Origin of the sequence: Arenibacter troitsensis (assembly GCF_900177645.1) — a bacterium.
In the GTDB taxonomy this organism is placed as follows: Bacteria; Bacteroidota; Bacteroidia; order Flavobacteriales; family Flavobacteriaceae; genus Arenibacter; species Arenibacter troitsensis.
Genome location: NZ_FXAO01000001.1, coordinates 151,236 through 173,305 on the forward strand (window position 1 = coordinate 151,236; position 22,070 = coordinate 173,305).

18 protein-coding genes are annotated in these 22,070 nt (G+C 40.5%); 12 read left to right on the forward strand and 6 right to left on the reverse strand.

Annotation, left to right across the window (positions count from 1 at the left end; genetic code table 11):
- Positions 1–72 precede the first annotated feature (72 nt).
- Positions 73–1,170: an adenylate/guanylate cyclase domain-containing protein gene (locus B9Y87_RS00580; protein WP_085495183.1), complete on the reverse strand. Its 1,098-nt coding sequence runs from the start codon at positions 1,168–1,170 to the stop codon at positions 73–75.
- A 139-nt stretch (positions 1,171–1,309) separates the two neighbouring features.
- Between B9Y87_RS00580 and B9Y87_RS00585 the strand changes: the two genes are divergently transcribed.
- From B9Y87_RS00585 to B9Y87_RS00615, 7 genes are all read left to right on the forward strand, one after another.
- Positions 1,310–3,643, forward strand: a complete 2,334-nt coding sequence (locus tag B9Y87_RS00585; RefSeq protein WP_085495186.1) for a helix-turn-helix domain-containing protein — start codon at positions 1,310–1,312, stop codon at positions 3,641–3,643.
- Between the two features lie 132 nt (positions 3,644–3,775).
- Positions 3,776–4,684: a leucine-rich repeat domain-containing protein gene (locus tag B9Y87_RS00590; protein WP_085495188.1), complete on the forward strand. Its 909-nt coding sequence runs from the start codon at positions 3,776–3,778 to the stop codon at positions 4,682–4,684.
- A gap of 133 nt (positions 4,685–4,817) precedes the next feature.
- Entirely contained in the window at positions 4,818–5,261 is a 444-nt protein-coding gene (locus B9Y87_RS00595) for a GNAT family N-acetyltransferase (protein WP_085495191.1), read from the forward strand.
- 143 nt (positions 5,262–5,404) lie between these two features.
- Positions 5,405–6,379, forward strand: coding sequence for an NAD(P)-dependent alcohol dehydrogenase (locus B9Y87_RS00600; protein WP_085495192.1), 975 nt, complete (start codon positions 5,405–5,407; stop codon positions 6,377–6,379).
- 540 nt (positions 6,380–6,919) lie between these two features.
- Positions 6,920–7,204 (forward strand): hypothetical protein, encoded by a 285-nt coding sequence (locus tag B9Y87_RS00605; RefSeq protein ID WP_085495194.1) that lies wholly within the window; start codon positions 6,920–6,922, stop codon positions 7,202–7,204.
- A gap of 255 nt (positions 7,205–7,459) precedes the next feature.
- Positions 7,460–10,303: a DUF1549 domain-containing protein gene (locus B9Y87_RS00610; RefSeq protein ID WP_085495197.1), complete on the forward strand. Its 2,844-nt coding sequence runs from the start codon at positions 7,460–7,462 to the stop codon at positions 10,301–10,303.
- Between the two features lie 6 nt (positions 10,304–10,309).
- On the forward strand, positions 10,310–11,761 hold the full coding sequence (locus B9Y87_RS00615; protein WP_085495199.1) for a DUF1501 domain-containing protein: 1,452 nt from the start codon (positions 10,310–10,312) through the stop codon (positions 11,759–11,761).
- A gap of 128 nt (positions 11,762–11,889) precedes the next feature.
- Here the strand turns inward: B9Y87_RS00615 and B9Y87_RS22270 are convergent, their stop codons facing one another.
- The 4 genes from B9Y87_RS22270 to B9Y87_RS00630 all read right to left on the reverse strand — a co-directional run bounded on the left by B9Y87_RS22270 (position 11,890) and on the right by B9Y87_RS00630 (position 15,112).
- On the reverse strand, positions 11,890–12,015 hold the full coding sequence (locus tag B9Y87_RS22270) for a hypothetical protein (protein ID WP_258364872.1): 126 nt from the start codon (positions 12,013–12,015) through the stop codon (positions 11,890–11,892).
- Positions 12,016–12,167: 152 nt separating this feature from the next.
- Entirely contained in the window at positions 12,168–13,484 is a 1,317-nt protein-coding gene (locus tag B9Y87_RS00620; RefSeq protein ID WP_085495201.1) for a sugar porter family MFS transporter, read from the reverse strand.
- A 60-nt stretch (positions 13,485–13,544) separates the two neighbouring features.
- Positions 13,545–13,802: a hypothetical protein gene (locus B9Y87_RS00625; RefSeq protein WP_085495203.1), complete on the reverse strand. Its 258-nt coding sequence runs from the start codon at positions 13,800–13,802 to the stop codon at positions 13,545–13,547.
- Positions 13,803–13,819: 17 nt separating this feature from the next.
- Complete coding sequence (locus tag B9Y87_RS00630) at positions 13,820–15,112, reverse strand: 3-deoxy-D-manno-octulosonic acid transferase (protein WP_317045099.1); 1,293 nt, start codon at positions 15,110–15,112, stop codon at positions 13,820–13,822.
- Positions 15,113–15,170: 58 nt separating this feature from the next.
- Here B9Y87_RS00630 and B9Y87_RS00635 point away from each other — a divergent pair, with 58 nt between their 5' ends.
- The 4 genes from B9Y87_RS00635 to B9Y87_RS00650 all read left to right on the forward strand — a co-directional run bounded on the left by B9Y87_RS00635 (position 15,171) and on the right by B9Y87_RS00650 (position 18,526).
- Positions 15,171–16,325: a DegT/DnrJ/EryC1/StrS family aminotransferase gene (locus tag B9Y87_RS00635; RefSeq protein ID WP_085495205.1), complete on the forward strand. Its 1,155-nt coding sequence runs from the start codon at positions 15,171–15,173 to the stop codon at positions 16,323–16,325.
- Positions 16,326–16,399: 74 nt separating this feature from the next.
- Complete coding sequence (gene galE / locus B9Y87_RS00640) at positions 16,400–17,416, forward strand: UDP-glucose 4-epimerase GalE (protein ID WP_085495207.1); 1,017 nt, start codon at positions 16,400–16,402, stop codon at positions 17,414–17,416.
- Positions 17,417–17,573: 157 nt separating this feature from the next.
- Positions 17,574–18,002: a hypothetical protein gene (locus B9Y87_RS00645; RefSeq protein ID WP_085495209.1), complete on the forward strand. Its 429-nt coding sequence runs from the start codon at positions 17,574–17,576 to the stop codon at positions 18,000–18,002.
- Between the two features lie 167 nt (positions 18,003–18,169).
- Positions 18,170–18,526, forward strand: coding sequence for a hypothetical protein (locus tag B9Y87_RS00650; protein ID WP_085495212.1), 357 nt, complete (start codon positions 18,170–18,172; stop codon positions 18,524–18,526).
- Position 18,527: 1 nt separating this feature from the next.
- Here B9Y87_RS00650 and B9Y87_RS00655 read toward each other — a convergent pair whose 3' ends face one another.
- Complete coding sequence (locus B9Y87_RS00655) at positions 18,528–19,058, reverse strand: alpha-ketoglutarate decarboxylase (RefSeq protein ID WP_085495214.1); 531 nt, start codon at positions 19,056–19,058, stop codon at positions 18,528–18,530.
- Between the two features lie 104 nt (positions 19,059–19,162).
- Between B9Y87_RS00655 and B9Y87_RS00660 the strand changes: the two genes are divergently transcribed.
- A complete protein-coding gene (locus tag B9Y87_RS00660; RefSeq protein ID WP_085495216.1) occupies positions 19,163–21,973 on the forward strand; it encodes a 2-oxoglutarate dehydrogenase E1 component in 2,811 nt (936 codons plus the stop codon).
- The last annotated feature ends 97 nt before the right edge of the window (positions 21,974–22,070 follow it).

The window sequence follows — 22,070 nt, forward strand, 5'->3', positions numbered from 1 at the left end:
ATTTTGATATATGGAGCACAATGGTAAGTCTGTCCGGAATGCAAATTAATCTTTAATGTTGTTCGGCGGATTTTAATCTATTACAGTAAACAATTCCAAGTCTTGTTCTTTCCCTTTAAGTTCTTTTCTTCCCAAAGATTGCATTCTAAATTCCGGTTCCAACAATAGGCTTTGGCATAAATCCCGTGAGATTAAAATGTCTACGTTATATTGGTTGCAAAGCCCCTGAATTCTGGCGGTAGTATTGAGAACGTCTCCAGTAAATATAATTTCTTTTTTAAGCACACCTATTTCCCCTGTGGTTACCTTTCCGAAGTGAAATCCGGCTTTAAAAGTAGGTGCAATGCCGTAGTTGGTGGAATACCATTCCGTCCTTTTTTGAAGGTCCTTTTTCATGGCAAAAAAGCATTTAATACAATTGTTGTTCGCAATACCATCCTCGTATCTCCATGAGATAATAATTTCATCCCCTACATATTGGTATATTTCCCCTGAATGTTGGATGATAGCTTCGGTAAAGTCAGCGTAATATTCCTTTAGAAGTTCAAAATACTTTATGTGGCCTAATTGTTCTGCTATGGCCGTTGAGGATTTCATATCGGAGAACATGAAAATCCTCAATTCCTCGGTAGGGGTATGGTATTTTCCTGTAAAGAAATTCATTAGGACACCGTGCCCTATATTTTCACTGATTTCGGAGTAGAACAAAGAGACTAAAAGTGATGTCGCTAACTGTATATCGGTACTTAGATGTGTAATGCTGGTTAGGTAATCCCCGAACATATGCCAGACACGTGGGTCAAAGATGGAAATGTCCAATTCCAGGCTCTTGGCTATTGGGTAGGTGATGAAAGTAATGATCAACAGCAACAATATGTAAAAAATGGTTTTGTATACGATCTTCTTGGTAAAACTTTTTTTGGAAAAAACTTGGTTGAGATATATAAGTTCAATGGTCCCAATGAGGAGTCCAACAATCATGAGGGCAGCGCTGGAAAAGAGGAATACCTCAAAATTCATAGTAATCCTGGAGGATTGGTCCTGATAGGAATTACCTACTGCAGCTTGCTCCACGATCCAAAATACCCAACCAGATACCAACCAAATAATTCCGAACGGGATTATTCGGGTAAGGTTTCTTCTGGTTTTGGAAGATAATTGTAAGGACATACAGAATAATAAACTCTTGGAACACTATCGTAAAGTTAATGTCTTTTTTGAAATTGTCCCTTAAAATGGGTTATTGCAAATTATTGTACTTTTGAAATGAGTTCTCTTTTTACGCAATAAAATCTAAGACCAAAAATTAATGTCGAGCAATAAAAACCGCCGTATTGCAGTCATCATGTTTACCGATATTGTTGGCTACACTGCTCTTATGCAGAGGGATGAAAATGCCGCAGCGGTAATGCGGGCCCGTCATAGACAGGAGTTCGAAAAAAATCATAAACGTTATCATGGGGATATCCTACAATATTATGGCGACGGAACCCTGAGTGTTTTTTCCAGTGGGTTGGAGGCAGTGGAATGCGCCATAGCTATACAAAAGGTCTTGCAAAAGGAGAATGCCGTGCCGCTTCGCGTAGGGTTGCACCTTGGCGATATTGTTTTTGATGGTACGGAAGTTTATGGGGACGGGGTAAATTTGGCTTCCCGTATAGAGAGTCTGGGAGTTGCAGGTTCAATACTCTTATCCGGTAAACTAAATGATGAGCTTAAGAACCATCCACATATTCCCACCTTGTCCTTGGGCCGTTTTAGTCTTAAGAATATTGCCAAACCGATTGAAGTATTTGCGGTAAAAAATGAAGGTATTCAGGTGCCCAGTCGTTCCGATCTTATGAACGTTCCTGAAAATGAGCCAAAGTCTATTGCTGTTCTCCCCTTTGTAAATATGAGTTCCAGTACGGACAATGAGTATTTTAGTGACGGAATGACAGAGGAAATCATAAACGCCCTTGCTAAAATAAAAGGATTAAAAGTAACCTCTAGAACCTCTTCCTTTCACTTTAAAAATGTTAATCTTCCCATAGCCCAGATAGGTAAGGAACTTAATGTGTCTACTATCTTGGAAGGCAGTGTACGATTGTCCAAGAATAAAATGCGCATAACAGCACAGCTAATCGATGTTAAGGATGATTTTCATTTTTGGTCGGAGACTTTTGATAGGTCATTGGAAGATGTTTTTGCCGTGCAGGATGAAATTAGCCTGCTCATTGCCGAAAGGTTACGGGAACATATTGGTCATTTTGAAATTGAAGGCCAATTGGTCCAAGACCCCGAAGTACCAGTGGATATCTACCAACGTTATTTAAAAAGTAGGTATCATATTTTAAAGATGGGCAAGTCCGATATTGAAATGGGGATTTCAATTTTGGAAGAAATTATCGGGGATTGGCCGTATTTTGCGTTGGCCCATTTGGGGATGCATCTGGCCTACACCCTATTGGGTACCATAGGTTTGGTACCTTTACAAGAGGCCTTTGCAAAGGGACAGCCTTTTTTGGACAAGGCCATTGAATTGGATGAAAATTTGCCCGAATGTCAATTGCACCTTTCCTATGCCTCCTTGATTCAAAAATGGGATCTTCCAGGAACCTATCGGCATTTGCATAGGGTGTATGAAGCTGGACCAATTGTGGATTATTACCCCAGTATGGCATCCACTTTGGTAGCGGAAGGAAAATTTGGTGCGGCACGGACCTATATTGAAACCGCCCTTCAGCTTGATCCTTTTTCCTCGGTAAATTATCATCTCAAAGGATTTATTGATTATTGCGAAGAAAAATATGACAACGCCATTACTAGTTTTGAAAAGGCAGTTGAACTCAAATCAGATTTTAAAACCTCTACCTTATATTGGGGACAATCACTGTTATTGATGGGGAAAGGCAAGGAAGGATTGGCCTTTTTTGAGAAATTGCCACAAAATGAAACAGAAGATGTCTTGAGACTTGGAGGAACAACAATGGCCCATGCCATGTTAGGGAATAAGGATCTTGCCGAAATGGGAATTGTTAAGTTGGAAGCGGCCCTGGAAACCGATTTTATGGGGAGGGCCTTAAACTTGCTTATTATGTGCAATGCGCTGTTGGGAAAGATACCGGAAACCATTAGCTTAATAGAACAAGGTATTGCCCACAGATTGCCAATGATGATTTATATTTTTGTGGATCCAATACTCAAGCCATTGTACGGAATGCCACGTTTTAAGGAACTTAGGAAGGAGGTTTTGGGTGAAGACAGTAAATTTTCGACCAAGAAACGGAAGTATCAAAAATCGTTGTTCAATAAAAAGGAACTACAGGAATACAGGAAAAATTTGGATAAGTTAATGTTGGAAGAAGAACCTTACCTAGATCCTAATCTAACACTGCCCATTTTGGCAGATATGATAGAGATTCCTTCCAATCATTTATCGCAGCTCCTAAATGAGGGTTATGGGAAAAATTTTGCCGACTATGTGAATACCTACCGTCTGGAAGCTTTTAAGGCCAAGGTGGCCGACCCATCCCAAAGACATCTCACCATTCTTGCGTTGGCATATGATAGCGGCTTTAACTCCAAGACCGTCTTTAATACCTATTTTAAAAAGATAATGGGTACGACCCCCAGAGCGTATTGGAAAAAAATAGTGGCTTAAAAGGTTCCGATTTGTAATCTAGAACGACCAGTCCTACCATTTTATACACCTTTGCCTCAAATAAAACCATTTTAATTTAAGAATTAATATAGGTTTTACAACACTTAAAAAATAATATAATTTTACTTAAAAATGTATAAGGATTTTTTCGTTGGGACAGTAATTCAGATAGCAATTATAATTGCAATATTAATCTCCTCATGCTCCCGTAATGATGCGGACTCCTATGAAAATCAATACTTGGACATACCAGATTCTAGTTTTGAAGCTATATTGATAAAAGAGGGTATAGATTCTGACGGAGTCCTAAATCAAAGGATGTTGAGAAAAGATGCTTCGGAAGTAAGTGTTCTGGATTTAAATTTTTCAAATGAGGGAGTAATTAGTGATTTGACCGGAATTGAGGGATTCGTTGGGTTAAGGAAGCTATCCGTAATGCAACATGAACTAGTGGGTATCGACTTAAGTTCCAATACTTTATTGGATACCCTATTACTTGCCGGTAATTTTATTTCGACCATTGACGTAAGTAACAATCCCAATTTAATATTGATGGATGTGCAGGCTAACGAACTTAATTCCGTTGAAGGTCTATCAAATGCCAAAAGTCTAAAAAAACTAAATCTGTCCTGGAATCTCTTCGAAGAATTTAGTGTCCAAAATGAATCTTTGGAAGTCTTGCATATGAGTCAAAATATTTTGAAAACCATTAATACCGAAGGCGCGGTTAATCTCAAAAATATTTTACTAACAACCAATGAGCTAACTACTGTGGATTTTAGTAAAAATGTAAAATTGGAAACCGTATTGATTTCCGACAATAAAATTCAGAATATTGATCTTGAGCATAATACGGGTTTAACACATTTATATATTTCAAGTAATTCGCTTATCAATTTAGATGTGGGCAGTAATCAGGAATTAATAGATCTAAAGGTAGATAGAAATCCCAATTTAAACTGTATCAAAATTAACAGTGGACAGAACATACCTAATGTTTCAATATCCGAATACCAAGAATTAAATACTTCTTGTGAATAACCAATAATCCCTTAACTCAAAAAGGGTGCCCTAAGGCCTTAAAAAGAATGCGCCAATTGGACCTTCATTTTAAAACTATTCCTGTACATAGCCTGGAAATACTATTTTTAGGGTCTCTTTAAGATTAATACTTATGACATATAAAATAGATACGATTTCCCAAGCCGAATACCCCGTGGTGGTTGAAGTTTGGGAGGCCTCCGTAAGAGCCACACACCAATTTTTAAGGGAAGAGGACATTGCCTATTTTAAGCCGTTGATATTGAACGAGTATTTAAAGGCTGTACAATTACGTTGCGTTAGGAATGAGGTCAAGGAAATAATCGGTTTTATGGGAGTGGAAGGTGGGCATCTGGAAATGCTATTTGTACATCCGGCTTACCGGGGAATGGGAATAGGCAAAAGTTTATTGACTTACTCCATACAAGAATTGAATGTAAATAAGGTGGATGTTAATGAACAGAACGAACAAGCGGTTGAATTTTATAATTATGTTGGATTTAAAACAGTACGCCGGTCGGAACGGGATGCCACAGGAAAACCCTATCCTATTTTGCATATGGAATTAAAAGTTTAAGGGTTTTGTTATTTGTTCCATAGAAGAAAAATGCTACACTACTTTCAGGTATAAATATAGTGCTATTGTTTTGTTCCGATTCCTAAATCGGAACGATTGGCCACGCGGTATCCGATACATTTGTCAAAATAAATATCGAAAAAATGAAAGCGATCATAACAACAAAGTATGGTTCACCCAAGGTATTGCAACTTCAGGAAATTCCTAAGCCCATACCCAAAGAAAATGAGATTTTGGTAAAGGTAAAAGCTGCCAGTGTAACCAAGGCAGATACCATGATGCGTAGAGGGAAGCCGTGGTACGGTAGAATTTTTATTGGTTTAACAAAACCCAAATATCCTATAGCGGGTACTGGTTTTTCTGGAACGATAGAAGCCGTTGGTGACAAGGTACAACGTTTCCAACTTGGGGATGATGTTTTTGGAGAGTCGGTTTTAGGTGCAGGTTCCAATGCGGAATATCTATGTATTTCAGAGGATGGCTTAGTGGAAGTTAAACCTGAAAATGTAGGTCATGAAGAACTTGCAAGTATGTGTGATGGGCCTTTGACCTCTTGGAATTACTTAAAGGAAATGGCCAATGTAAAAAGCGGTCAGAAAGTGCTTGTAAATGGAGCTTCGGGAAGTCTGGGTACCGCTGCGGTGCAATTGGCCAAATATCTTGGAGCGGAAGTTACCGCCGTTTGCAGCTTTGGTAATTTTGATTTGGTAAGATCGCTCGGAGCTGATCATGTTTTGGATCATACAAGGATAGATTTTACAAAAACGGGTGACAGTTACGACATTATTTTTGATACTGTGGGCAAGAGCCCGTTCCCGGAATGCAAAAAAGTACTTAGTGGAAATGGCATTTATCTTTCACCTGTACTGAGTATGTCATTGCTGTTCCAAATGCTTTGGACTTCTAAATTTGGTCGCAAAAAGGCAATGTTTTCAGCTACAGGTCTTTTGGCTGTTCCAAAACTTAGGACCATGTTGATTGAGCTAATAAATCTATTGGAATTGGGAAAATTAAAAATGGTCCTAGACAAACGCTACTCGCTTCATGAGGTTGGTAAAGCCCACAGTTATGTGGATACTGGCCGAAAAAAAGGCAATGTGGTAGTCATTTTGGATTGAATTCTATCGATAGAATTCCTTGCTAATAAAAGAGTCAAAATTTTGCAGATTAAATTTAAGTAGATTTCCAATAATTTTCTTTTGACACATATTAATATTCCCTTTAATTCTCGGTTCCCGATTTGGGTAAATCTACATTTTATCCAAGGTTTGTTAGCGTTGAACGTTGATATTTTGAATCATGGGTGTTGCATATTAACTTAGTATAGAAATAGTGTCTTTAAAACGCGATTTAAATTTAAACCTAGGAATACCCAATCAAATTGAATTACCTGTCCTATATTATGGTAATGAATATGAAAAACAATAAAATGAAGGAATGAAAAAGAAAATCAATTTTATAGACCTGGTACTGACCTTTAGTGGTGCTTTTGCGGTTATTGTATTGTTATTGGTAGTTTCCAAGTTCGTATAGTAGCGCTCATCAAAAAGGTCATAGGAAGATTTCTTGAAATTAACGGTCCATGGATACTAATTTTACGTAAATATTATGTGGTGTCCAAATGGAGCCTTTTATTGTTTTAATCTAAATTCGGAATAATGTCTAAAACATCCGCCCGTTGGTTATTGGTATTGGTACTTGTCATCGTTGGCTTTGGGGTCGGGATTTACTTGCAGGATTTAAAACATCAGGAAAGTACCAAGGCAGCCTGGAAGGCCAACCGGTTTAATGTGGCCAGGTTTAATAAGATAATGCGGTATGCCGGGGATATGAATGACCAAAATTGGGCTGCTATGAGGGACAGTATTGGTAGTCAGTTGGATAGCTTAATGATATTGAGGTTTAGAAAAGAAGTGGACAGCATTAAAAAAGCGAAAAAATAAAATTATCGGCCTAAATATATCTTGGTTAAATTTCACTGAGATCATTCAGACAGAATACTGCCGTAGGCAAAATTATAGAAAAGCAACCCTTTTGGGTTGCTTTTCTTGTTTGTATCAGTAACATTGGGTATTGTATTTTTAATCTGAATAGTTAACTTAGAGGAAAATAAATGTAATAGAAATAAAATTAGATGAACTCCTTTGGTCTTCATCTTTTTTATACTATTGGTAAAAAAAATATATTAAATTGCTACTATGGACATAAATTCTTGGGACTGGATATTTCAGTTGTTGGGGCGCTTGCACCCTTTGGTGGTTCATTTTCCCATAGGCTTGTTGGTAGTTGCTTTGTTCTTGGAGTTTTTGACCTTGGGCGGTAAAAGACGAGGCCTTAGGGAGGGAATTAATTGGATGGTCTTTTTGGGAGCTGCTTTTGCTGTGCTGGCCGCAGTCTTGGGTTGGTTACTTCGTACCCATGACGATTATGAAGGTGATTTGGTTATGTTTCATCAGAATGTGGGTATAGCCACAGCTGTTTTGGCCATTGTAACCGGGTTTTTGTTGCGCAATACTCTGAAAGGAAAACTTGCCACTTATTTGTATTATCGATTTGGACTATTTGCAACAGTATTGGTTTTGGTTGTGGCAGGTCATTTGGGGGCAAATTTAACCCATGGGGAAGATTATTTAACCAGCGTCCTGCCCCATAATCAAGATGTTTATGACAATGAAAGGACAAAGGTGCTATTGGCAGAATTAAAGGGTTTGGATTCTTTGTCCGAAGTGCAGCAGCAAGATTTAAATTTGGGAGTCAGGGCAATTTTGGCACATAATTGTTATCAATGCCACAGTGAAAATAAGCAGAAGGGAGATTTGGTGCTGGATAATAAACGTGGAGTGTACCAAGGCGGGAAGTCAGGTCCCATTATTGTAGAAGGCAGACCGGAGGAAAGTGAGATGTTTATTAGGGTAAGTCTCCCGCCCGATCATGATGATGTAATGCCGAAGAAAGGGAAAGTATTGAAGGATAGTGAAATAAAATTGATCGAATTATGGATTAAAAATGGGGCAAAATGGTCTGATGGGGCATTGAAGATTTTTCCAGAGGCCGAGTTGGCCCTCTCTCAGCCTGAATTGCCCAAGAGTAGTTTGGAGAAACATCCCATAGACAAAATAATGGATTCCTATTTTAAGGTAAAAAAGATAAAATGGCCAGAGGTAGTGGACGATAGGACATTTATAAGACGTGCCTACTTGGATATTCTTGGCCTACTGCCGGAACCGTTGAAAATAGATGAATTTGTGGGCAATGGAGATAAGGGGAAGAGGGCTAATCTCATAGATGAATTGTTGGCCGATAAACACAATTATACCCAACATTGGTTGAGTTTTTGGAACGATATACTCAGGAACGATTACAGTGGTCCAGGATTTATTACGGGTGGACGCAAGCAGATTACAGATTGGTTGTATAAGTCGCTTATGCTAAATAAGCCTTATGATGTTATGGTCAAGGAACTGATAAATCCAACCGAGGCATCGGAAGGATTTATTAAAGGCATCAAATGGAGGGGCTTGGTCAATGCCAGTCAACGTACAGAAATGCAGGCTGCCCAAAATATTGGCCAGTCATTGATGGGGGTAAATGTAAAATGTGCCTCCTGTCACAACAGTTTTGTTAGCAATCTTACGTTGGAACAATCCTATGGGTTTGCCTCGATTTTTGCAGATTCCATAATGGAGCTGAATAGATGCGATATGCCCATTGGGAAAATGGCCGAGGTAAATTTTCTATATCCTGAATTGGGCTCGGTAGAAGCGGAGAGTGTAAAGGAAAGGTTGCAATTGCTTTCAGAGGTTATGGTAAAACCAGAGAACGGAAGACTGTACCGAACCATTACCAATAGGTTTTGGAAACGTTTTATGGGAAGGGGAATCGTGGAGCCGGTAGATGAAATGGACAATGAACCTTGGAATGCCGATCTGTTGGATTGGTTGGCTGCCGATTTTGTAAATTCTGGGTATGATATAAAAGGCCTCATGAAAATGATCATGACCTCAAAGTCTTATCAACTGGAAACGACCAGAATGGAAAATCAGGAAGATTTGCAAAAGGGATATGTTTTTGAGGGACCTATACTTAGAAGACTAAGTGCAGAGCAGTTTTCCGATGCCATTAGCCAAGTAGTGGCCCCCATGTTTTATGCGGCCGCTTATGACCCCAATAATGAAGGTCTGCCGTTTAATAGAATCTGGCACAGGGAAATTAAATTTGACCGCGATGTATTACCCGAACCGGGGAAACGGTATTTTAGGAAGAGTTTCAATTTGGATGGAAATAAAATACTGGCGGCAACAGCATTAATTTCCGTGGATCATTCCTACACACTATATCTAAATGGCAAAAAAATCTCCGAAGGTTCGGATTGGAGAAAAGTAGACCGACTGGAGGTAACCGACGAGCTAGTGAAAGGCGAAAATATAGTGGCCATTGAAGGCAATAACGAGGGTACCATTGCCAATCCTGCAGGAATCCTTTTCGCCATGAAAATTCAATATGTGGATGGGACGGAATTGTTGGTCACTTCCAATGATAAATGGAAAAGTACGGATCAACAACCAGAGAAGGGGTGGGTAATCGCCAAATTTGATGATGGCAGCTGGCCAGGGGTACGTAATTATGGTTCGAGTAACTGGGACAAATTGGTGAATTTTACCTTTGATACTCCTGAAAGGGAATTTGCTAGGGCCAGCCTTGTAAAACAACATCCTTTTATGAAGGTTATGGGTAGGCCAACTAGGGAAAATGTGGCTACCACAAGGGACGAACAGGCAACTTTGTTGCAGGCGCTGGAACTGACCAACGGGGAGTATTTTAATGGTGTGCTTAAGGAAGGGGCGGTGGAATGGATAAAGAAGTACGGGAATCGCAATGAGGAAATAGTACTTAATTTATATCAAAAGACCTTGGGCAGAAACCCTACCGATAAGGAAAGGGGAATAATGTTGAGCGCCTTGCAAACGGATGGGAAAGAAGAGGCTTTGCAGGACCTTTTTTGGTCCATATTCATTTCGCCCGAATTTCAATTTATATACTAAGTAACAATGGAAAAGGATCTACATATCAATGCACGCAGGGATTTTATGAAAAAGATGGCAGCGGCCAGTTTGTCTGCAGCCTCGACAAGTATTCCCATTGCCAGTTTTTTAAATTCCTGTAAATCTGCACCGGCAATAACCTCCAAAGCGGATACTGTTATATTACTTTGGATGGCTGGGGGAATGGCGCATACGGAAACATTTGATCCAAAGGCATTCGTGCCATATTCCAAGGGGGTGGAAAGCAAAAGGGTTTTAAGCACCTTTCCCAAGATACCCACAATTGTAGATGGCCTCCATTTTTCGCAGGGATTGGAATCTATTGGAAATGTAATGGATAAAGGGGCCATAATCCGTTCCTATAAATCCGCCGATCTTGGTCATATCCTACACACGCGGCATCAGTATCATTGGCATACCTGTTACGAGCCCCCACAATCTGTTCAGGCTCCACATTTAGGTGCGTGGATTGCCAAAGAGTTGGGCCCTGTAAATCCTGTTATTCCCCCATTTATTGCCATGGGCCAACGTTTTACGGTGGGCGAGGCCGAGGAGTTGAAAGCATTTCATTCCGCCGGATTTTTAGGGAGTGAATATGGTCCGTTTCTAATACCGGACCCTTCTACTGGTTTGGATAGTGTAAGGCCGCCACAAGGGATGTCGCTGAAAAGATTTGAAGCGCGTTATAAACTTTATAAGGAGTTGGCCAATAAGAGCAAGATTATGGAAGGGGGTAGTGATTACCAAAGGGAATCCTTGATGCGCTCTATGGAGCAATCCTATCGGTTATTAAATTCTCCCGAAGCCAAGGTATTCGATTTGAGCCAAGAACCTAAAGAAGTATATGATACATATAATACGGGCAGGTTTGGCCTAGGATGTCTATTGGCAAAAAGATTGGCTATGAACGGGGGTAGGTTTATAAGTGTTTCTACCGAATATGAACCTTTCCTTGGCTGGGATACCCATGAAAATGGCCATACCCGCGCCGCGAAAATGAAAGAGCTAATAGATAGGCCTATTGCCCAACTTATTAAAGATCTGGACGAGTCCGGGCATTTGGATAGAACGTTGATTATACTGGCCAGTGAATTTAGTAGGGATGCCATAATGGAAGGTCGCCCCGGAGTACCGGTACAGGACCAGGTTGATCAACCTGATATTATAGAGGATGAAAAATTCTATGGTATGCATAGACATTTTACGGATGGTAGCTCCATTCTCATGTGGGGCGGAGGTATTAAAAAAGGTTTGGTATACGGTAAGACAGCCGATGAGAGACCATGTTCTTCCATTGAGAACCCGGTAGTGATAGACCAGGTGCATCAATCCATTTATCACGCCTTGGGTATGGATCCTGAAACCCATTATACTATAGAGGGGAGGCCCTTTTACACCACACCTGACGGACAGGGGAAACCTATTTTGGACTTGTTCGGGGAGCCAATGGTAAGCTAGATAGAAATTGATTGAATTTTTAATGAAAATTAAAGTATCAAACCATAGGGAAATAAAATAACTGGTCTTGCCCAATTAGTGGATATAATGAGATTGGGCAAGGACGTTGGAGCAATTTTTTTGTCTTATTAAAAGAATCCAAAAGCTGCTAAAATCAAACAGACGACCACTGCCAATAATATAGCTACCAATACTACAACCATAAGGCTAAGGAATCCATTGAGCACCCTTGTGCCAAAAGTAACATCTTCCATGATATTTAGATTTTAAAACAATTTAATGAATTATCCTCAAATTATCATGTGTTTTGGAGCCAAATCCGTTAAATGACCATCAATTCGTATACTAATCCGTTGTACTGTTGATATTTTCGATAAAATGCTGAAAATCAACTAGTGGTATTTTCTTACTTACTCAATTTTTTACTAAGTTCTTCCAGTGTAATTCCTTTGGTCTCCGGCATCATGAAAATTACAAAGAGCAATTGAAGCACCATCATAAAAGCGAAGAATCCAAATACGGGCCCTGGACCTACCCAGGCAAAAAGTGCAGGGATGGAGGAGGGAATAAGCCAGGCCAATACCCAATGTACGGAACTGCCAAAGGCCTGACCGGAACCTCTTAGATGGTTTGGAAATACCTCGGAGATAAATACCCAAATTACAGCTCCTTGGCCAATAGCATGGGAGGCTATAAACAAGAAGAGGAAGATGGGGACTGCCATCCCTTCCCAGTTAAGTATGAATGCAGCGGCTACAAGAGACAAAGAAATGATATAGCCAATGGAGCCAAAATACATTAATTGCTTACGCCCCAGTCGGTCTATCAGAAATATGCCCAAAAAGGTGAATATTAAGTTGGTGATGCCAATTCCTATGCTGCTGAGCAGCGCTGTGCTTTCACCCAATCCGGCTGCTTCAAATATTCGGGGGGCGTAATATAGAAAGGCGTTTATGCCTGAAAATTGATTGAAAAAGGCAATGAGAAATGCGAGGGTCAATGGAAAGCGATATTTTTTCATGAAGATATTCTCTGAGGCCGCCCCAACTTCTTCTCCATAGGCTATTTCTGCCTCCAATTCTTCCAAGGATAGGTCCGGATTTATGGAGTTGAGTATTTTTTTGGCTTCCTCGGCCCTGTTTTTGGTCAATAGCCATCTTGGACTTTTTGGTACCGTTAGAACAAATAAGGTATATATTATTGCGGGGAAAGCTTCAACGCCAACCATCCATCGCCAATCGTTTTCCCCAATGTTGCTTAGTGCGTAATTAGACATGAATGCCACCATGATACCAAAAACAAGCATAAACTGGTAAAGGCCAACCAATCTTCCGCGGTCTTTTGCCGGGGCAATTTCGGAAATATAGGAAGGGGCCGCTACTGTGGAGGCGCCAACTCCCAAACCGCCAATAAACCGGAATATTCCAAAGGTAACCGGGTCATTGGCAAAGGCAGATCCTATTGCCGAGACAGAATATAGTACCCCAATCCAAATTAGGGTGTTCTTTCTGCCAATTTTGTTGGTGGGTATACCACCTAATATAGCTCCAATTACGGTGCCGAACAAAGCCATGCCAATCACAACTGTTCCGTGAAAAGCTTCGGAGGAATTCCATAAAAGTTGCAATTTTTTTTCGGCACCTGAAATAACTACGGTATCGAAGCCAAATAAAAAACCTGCCAAGGCGGCAATAAGGGAAATGCGTAGAATTTTGGGATTCATAAGTTGGTCTGTTGATTTTTGTAAAGCTAACAAAAAAAGCAGACCAAATGAATGCTATATCTAAGTTAGGGCAATTTTTGGGGTAAGGGTATCCCTAGCCTTGGACTTTTGCCCATTTTTTGATTTGGAACGGATGTTATCCTTTTGGGGTATAACCTTTTCTTGTTCCGTTTTTTTAATTTCCTCCTTTTTGGGTAATGGAACGGATTTTTCAGGAGGGATGGCGTCTTTTTGTTCCCCAAGGGATTCCTTGCAAGAGATACAAAATAGGATAAAAGTGGTTAGGGCAACCAAGTATAAAATTCGGGAATTTTGCATAGTCGTAACATAGGTGTTCAAATTAATGTACGTATATATGTCATGATTTGGATGCTTGCTCCTTTATTTTCAGTTACATAAGTGCTGTTGATGTTCCCAGTCCTTTTAAGGTATGCCTGGTCTTTTACCAGGTCGTTGACCAAGGTGAAGAATTCCTTTGGCGATTTAACAACCAATACTCCACCTTTTTTTACCAAATCCTCAGCTTCCTTAAATCCTTTGAAGTTTGGGCCAATAACCACGGGAATCCCATATACTGCAGGTTCCAAAGTATTGTGCAATCCTGTTGCAAAACCACCCCCAACATAGGAAATGTCTGCGTAACTGTAAATTTTGGTCAGTAGGCCAATGGTGTCTACAATAAGAACTTCGTAGTTGGATAAATCCTTGTTCCCCAATTCCGAATATAGTATGGTTTTTTTAGTGAGGGAAGACTTAAGTCTGTGGATGTGCTCCGGTTTGATGTTGTGCGGGGCAAGAACAAATTTTAAGGAGGATTCGCCTCTGTTTATATAGGGCACCAATACTTCCTCGTCGTCGGGCCAAGTACTGCCGGCCACCAATACTTGACGGCCATTTTTAAAATCTTCCATAAAGGCTAGGCTATTGTCCCTTTCTAGAATTTCTATAACCCTGTCAAATCTGGTATCCCCACTGATATCTGTATTTTCAATGCCAATGCCGCTCAACAATGCAACGGATTTGGCATCCTGAACAAAAATGTGGGTAAAATGGCGGAGGGTCTTTCGCATGAATCCTCCATGGCCTTTAAAGTATATCTGACTGTCCTTGAAAAGGGCGGAGATCAAAATGGTAGGAATGCTTCTCTGGGATAGTGATCTTAAATAATTGGGCCAAATTTCGTACTTGACAAAAATGACCAACTTGGGATTGACAAGGTCCAGAAATTTTTTAGCGTTTTTTTTGGTGTCCATGGGAAGGTAGGTGACCAAATCGGAGGCAGAAGTATTTTTTTTGACCTCATAGCCCGAAGGGGAAAAAAAGGTCACCAATATTCGATGCTCGGGATAACTTTTTTTTAATTGCTCTATAATTGGAAGGCCTTGTTCAAATTCGCCCAAGGAGGCCGTGTGCACCCAGATTATTGAATCTCCGGGTGAAATATTTTGCTGTAAATAGGGCATTGCCGCCTTTCGTCCCTCAACGAAAAGTTTAATTTTTGGATGGAACAAGGCAATCAATTTCAGTAAAAGAGCGGATAATTGTACCGCAAAATTATATATGGCAAACACAGAATCTTCGTTTGGGGCTAAAATACGTTTCTTTATATAAATTCCATTGGCTGCCAATCCTTATTTTTGTAATATTGTTCGCGCCAAACCAAGTTTGGAACCTAAGTTTTATGCAATGAAGAAAATTCAAATGGTAGACCTAAAGGGTCAATATGAAGTCATAAAGGATGAAGTAAATGCCTCCATTTCCAATGTTTTGGAAACGTCCGCATTTATTAATGGCCCCGAGGTACATGCCTTTCAAAAGGAATTGGAGGATTATTTGATGGTGAAGCACGTTATTCCTTGTGCCAATGGAACCGATGCCCTTCAAATAGCGATGATGGGCTTGGGCTTAAAACCTGGTGACGAGGTAATAACGGCCGATTTTACCTTTGCTGCTACTGTAGAGGTAATTGCACTGCTACAACTTACTCCGGTCTTGGTAGATGTGGAACCAGATAGTTTTAATATAGATCCAGTGGCCTTGGAAAAAGCCATTACTCCTAAAACCAAGGCTATAGTGCCTGTACATCTTTTTGGCCAATGTGCCAATATGGATGCGGTTTTGGATATTGCGGAAAAGCATAAGTTATTTGTTATTGAGGATAATGCACAGGCCATTGGTGCCGATTATACTTTTAAAAATGGTAAAAAGCTGAAAGCCGGTGCCATGGGGCACGTGGCGGCAACTTCATTTTTTCCTTCCAAGAATTTAGGTTGTTATGGTGATGGCGGGGCTATTTTTACCAACGATGATGAATTGGCACATACCTTAAGGGGAATTGTGAACCACGGGATGTATGAGCGTTACCATCATGATGTAGTAGGGGTTAACTCCAGATTGGATTCAATTCAGGCCGCAGTTTTGCGTTCCAAATTGTCCCGACTGGATGGTTATAATGCCAGTAGAAGGGCAGCGGCAAGAAAGTATTCCAAGGCTTTTGAGGGAAACAAAAATATCCTTGTTCCCCAAATGGCCAATTCCTGTAAGGAGATATGTGAAACCTGCGATTGTCATGTGTTCCATCAGTATACTTTGAGGATTTTAAATGGCCAACGTGATGAGTTGGTAAAACATTTGGCGGAAAAACAAATTCCATGTGGGGTGTATTACCCTATTCCTTTGCACAGGCAGAAGGCCTATTTGGATGAGCGTTATGATGAGAAGGATTTTTCGGTAACCAATCAATTGGTCAAGGAGGTAATTTCATTGCCAATGCACACCGAGCTGGACGACGAGCAAATAGATTTTATCACCGGAACCATTAACAAGTTTATTGGGGGGTAATAGTGGATCGTTTGGGTTTTGCCAAGTTCAATTTACCAAAGATGAAAACCAAAATTTTAATTAAACTTTAATAAATGAAAATACTCGTAACGGGAGGTTTGGGGTTTATAGGTTCCCATACCACGGTAGAATTACAGAATAAGGGCTATGAAGTAATTATTATTGACGATCTGTCCAATTCAACCGAAAAGGTCTTGGATGGTATTGTGGCCATTACGGGGAAACGACCAATTTTCGAGAAAATGGACCTTAAAGATAGGTCGAAAGTAGAGGATTTTTTTAAAAGACATCAGGACGTTGTAGGGGTGATTCATTTTGCCGCATCCAAGGCGGTTGGTGAAAGCGTGGAAAAACCCTTGTTGTATTATGAGAACAATATAGGTACCTTGGTTTACCTGCTCAAGGAACTATCCAAAAAGAACAAATCCAGTTTCATCTTTAGTTCGTCATGTACCGTATACGGTCAGGCCGATAAAATGCCCATTACCGAAAGTGCGCCGGTAAAAACGGCAGAATCACCATATGGTAATACCAAGCAAATGGGAGAGGAAATAATTCGTGATACCTGTATGGTGACACCTGGGATAAATGCCATTGCGCTTAGGTACTTCAATCCTATGGGGGCCCATCCTAGTGCCGAAATAGGGGAATTGCCAATAGGTGTTCCGCAAAATTTGGTGCCATTCATTACCCAAACGGGCATGGGTATCAGGGAGCAGCTTTCCGTTTTTGGTGGCGATTACCCCACAGAGGATGGAACCTGCATTAGGGATTATATACATGTAGTTGATCTGGCCAAGGCCCACGTAGTGGCATTGGAAAGATTGCTAAACGGCAAGAACCAGGATAATTATGAGGTGTTCAATGTAGGGACAGGGAAAGGTAGTTCGGTATTGGAGGTTATTAAAAGCTTCGAAAAGGTGTCCGGTAAAAAATTGAACTATAAAATTGTAGACAGAAGGCCTGGCGATATTACTTCTGCCTATGCGGATACCACCAAGGCAAACAAGGTATTGGGTTGGAAGGCGGAATCTACACTGGATGAAGCCATGAAATCTGCCTGGCTTTGGGAGGAAAAAATCAGAAAATAAATTCCTGGAACCTACTTTTGTATTTTAACAATATGTTGGAGTGCTATTTATATAATGGTCTCCTTTGTTTTGTGGATTACCGGATGATTTGAATAAACTGGACTAGGAAAAAGCAACCCTTTCGAATCCTCTGCATCCTAAAAAATAAAAAGGTTTTATGAAGTTATTTGCAGGCATAATATTGGTTTTACTAACGTTGAATTGTAGTGATAGCGATACGGATGATACATCCAATTGTACGGACGTATTTTGTACCGAAGAATTTAGGACCATTACAATTAGTGTCAAGGATAAGGATGGTGCGGCTGTGGCCTTGGACCACTATAAGGTAGTTGTTCTTTCTGATGGGGAAGATATTACCCTTAATGCTTCAAGTAGTGAATATGAATGGATGACAAAAAATGGCAGCTACCCATTGTTCAGTGATAAATACGTTACAAAATACCGCAATAAGGAAATTGAAATTAATTTTCAGGGTTTTATTGATGACGAGCTATTGGTTGATTCGGATTATACTGTAGGTGCAGATTGCTGCCATGTTACACTTGTGGAAGGGGAAACAGATATTGTGATAGCCAATCCTTAAGTTGTGTAGGATGTGTATGTCTTGAGTATTTGGGGAATTAGAAGGGGAAATGTGTTATTCCTGGGTTATTTCGTCGAAAATAGGCCCAAGACAGGGAAATTATCGGAAAAGATGACTTAATTGCGCTTCCTTAAAAACCATTTCACATAAAATTTCGTAAATAGTATATGGTTGTAAATTTCCCCGACATTTCGGCACTTCTAAGGCATGCTAAGGGCCAAAGCCTCTATCAGAATCTAGTAGCACAATTGCAGAAAGATTTTGTGTTCGCCAATGTATTTATGGAATGGCCGGATGACATCTCCCCAAAGGATTTAAAGACCTTGGTACATGAGAAAGTATATTATTTGATCATGGAGAAATTTACCGATTATTTAAATCTGCTTTACATTATAGATGTTCCCGAAAAAATGGTAAAAGCCATTGAGGCCACCGATGTAGTCGAAATTTCTGAACAGGTTACTTTCGAAATACTAAAAAGGGAATGGCAAAAGGTGTGGTTTAGGAACGAGTACGGATCTTAGATCAGAAATATACCCTAACAAAGGGCATAAAGGCGTCTGCATAAATACTTTTTTGCTGGTCGTGCAAAACATTATAGCGTATGCCCACGGTTACATTCCTATTGCCGTAACCTATTCCCATAAACAAGGCTGGTGACCAATAGCTTTCGTCCAGGTTGCCACCCTCAAGTTCAAGTTCCCGATATACCCTAAGCTGTTCCAGCTCGGCAGAAAGTTGTAGCGCGGGTATTGGATTGAACAGGGAAAGTACACTGCCTCCATAAGCCGCTAATTTTGCATTCCGAAATTTAGCGTAGTTGAGATTAATTCCCAGGCCTACGCCGAATTGCGCTGTAGCTTGGTAAATTGCACTTGGAGAGATGGATGCATTAAAGGAATTGTTGCCAAAACCGAGGCCTAAATTGCCTCCAAAATATACCTGGTTCCAAAAATTGGAATTCCTTGGGGTTAGTTGCGAATAACTTAGGTTCCAAAATGCCGTGAAAAAAACACATAAAACCAAGCTTTTTTTTAAGGAATGGCAATTTATCATAATTATTGTAATAATTTTCCATTATTCATGGCTAAGATAAGCTTAGATATGCTAAATGTTGTATTTTTGAATAAATTTTGTTCAAAAGACAGAGAGACTTTTTCATGGATAAATATTCCTTTTTAAACGCTGCGCACACTTCTTATTTCGCAGCATTATACGATAAGTATTTAACAAATCCCGATAGTGTTGAACCTAGTTGGAGAGCTTTTTTTCAAGGATTCGATTTCGGTATGGAAAGTTCCGTAGACGGGATGATCGATGAATTGCAGACGGCACCTTTATCCGTTGCTGGGGGTCAGGAAGTTGAGGTTCCCGAGAAGCTTCAGAAGGAGTTTCAGGTAGTCCGCCTCATAGATGGATACAGGACAAGAGGGCATTTGTTTACCAAAACAAACCCGGTTAGGGAAAGAAGACAGTATTTTCCCACTTTGGAAATTGGAAATTTTGGACTTGCTCCAAGCGATTTGGATACTACATTTACCGCAGGGGAAATTCTGGGGATTGGTCCCAGTACCTTACGTCAAATCATTGAACACCTAACAAGTATCTATTGCGATGCCATTGGTGTGGAATATATGTATATCAGAAACCCGGAGCGGGTGGAATGGATCCAAAATTGGTTGAATGTCAATGACAATCATCCGAAATACGATTCCGATAGAAAAAAGCATATTCTTAAAAAATTAAATGAAGCGGTTTCCTTTGAAGGCTTCCTGCATACCAAATATGTAGGGCAAAAGAGGTTTTCCTTGGAAGGAAATGAATCCTTGATTCCTGCCTTGGATGCGGTAGTGGAAAAGGCTGCCGAAATGGGCGTTGAGCAATTTGTTATGGGTATGGCCCATAGGGGGCGCTTGAATGTTCTTACCAATATCTTTGGAAAGAAGGCAAAGGATATCTTTAGCGAGTTTGACGGTAAGGATTATGAACAGGAAATTTTTGATGGGGATGTGAAATACCATTTGGGTTGGACCTCTGAGCGAAAAGCCCAAAATGGAAAGAAAATTATTATGAACATCGCGCCAAATCCTTCCCACTTGGAAACAGTTGGTGCCGTTGTTGAGGGTATTGCAAGGGCAAAACAGGATGCTCGGTATAAGGACGATTTTTCTAAAGTGCTGCCCATTGTAGTTCACGGGGACGCTGCCATTGCAGGGCAGGGATTGGTATACGAAGTGGTGCAAATGGCAAATTTGGATGGATATAAAACCAATGGTACCATTCATATTGTGGTGAATAATCAAATTGGGTTTACGACCAATTATTTGGATGCCCGTAGTTCTACTTATTGTACGGATGTGGCCAAGGTAACCTTGAGTCCGGTGCTGCATGTAAATTCCGATGATCCCGAGGCGGTTGTGCATGCCTCCCTTTTTGCTTTGGAATTCCGTATGCGTTTTCAAAGGGATGTATTTCTGGACCTTTTGGGGTATAGGAAATATGGGCACAACGAAGGTGATGAACCGCGTTTTACCCAGCCAAAACTTTACAAAGCTATTGCCAAGCATAAAAATTCGAGGGATATCTATGCTGCAGCATTAATTAATGAAGGTATTATTGGGGATGGTTTTGTGCAAGAATTGGAAGAGCAATATAAGGCTTCCTTGGAAGAGGAACTGGAAGATTCCAGAAAAGAGGATAAGACCGTAATTACCCCGTTTATGGCCGATGAATGGAGCGGGTATACCCATGTACGGGAATGGGAGATGATGGATCCGGTAGATACTAAATACGATAAAAAGAAGCTTACGGACATAGCCAAGGTATTGACCGAGTTACCCGAGAATAAGAAGTTTTTGCGTAAAGTTGAGAAATTGGTGAACGACCGTAAGGCTATGTTTTTTGAAAATGATGCCTTGGATTGGGCCATGGGCGAACTTTTGGCCTATGGTACACTTTTGGAAGAAGGTTACGGAGTGCGTATGTCCGGGCAGGATGTTGAAAGGGGTACTTTTTCGCATCGTCATGCGGTTATGAAAGTGGAAGAAAGTGAGGAAGAGGTAATGCTTTTGAACCATATTTCGGATAAGCAAGGGACTTTTCAAATATATAACTCACTATTGTCTGAGTATGGTGTGGTTGGCTTTGACTATGGGTATGCCATGGCGAGTCCCAATACCTTAACGATTTGGGAGGCCCAATTTGGGGATTTTAGTAATGGTGCCCAAATCATGATAGATCAGTACATATCCGCAGCGGAGGACAAATGGAAATTGCAGAATGGTCTGGTAATGTTGTTGCCGCACGGATACGAAGGCCAGGGTGCAGAACATTCCTCTGCCCGCATGGAGCGCTATTTGCAATTATGCGCAAGGGATAATATGTATATTGCCGATGTTACTACCCCTGCAAATATGTTTCATTTGTTGAGAAGACAAATGAAGGTAAATTTCAGAAAGCCCTTGATAGTATTTACGCCAAAAAGTTTGTTGAGGCACCCTAAGGCCGTGTCTACGGTTGAAGAGTTGGCAAACGGGGAATTCCAAATGGTAATTGATGATGCTACCGCTGAGGTGTCCAAAATTAAGAGTTTGGTATTCTGTACCGGGAAATTCTATTACGATCTTCTGGCCTATAGGGAAGAAAATAATAGGGATGACGTAGCTTTGGTTAGGGTGGAGCAATTATTTCCAGTGCCAACAGAGCAATTGAAGTCGATAATGGAGAAATATAAAAATGCCGAGGATAAGGTATGGGCACAGGAAGAACCTAGGAATATGGGTGCTTGGGGGCATTTGACCATGCACTTTAGCGAGGCCCATAAACTAAGGGTGGCCTCAAGAAGATTTTACGCTTCCCCGGCTGCCGGTAGTGCTGTGCGATCCAAGCGTCGTCATCAGCAGGTAATTGACTATGTTTTTGATGTAAGCAAGAATAACATGGGTAGAAACCCTGAAGCTAAAGATAAATAATGTACCCTTCCTGAGCATTGATGATTGTATGTACTTAAAGGTTCAGGATTATTGATTTGGAAAGATAAAAATAGAAACGAGTTTAGGCAAAACACAA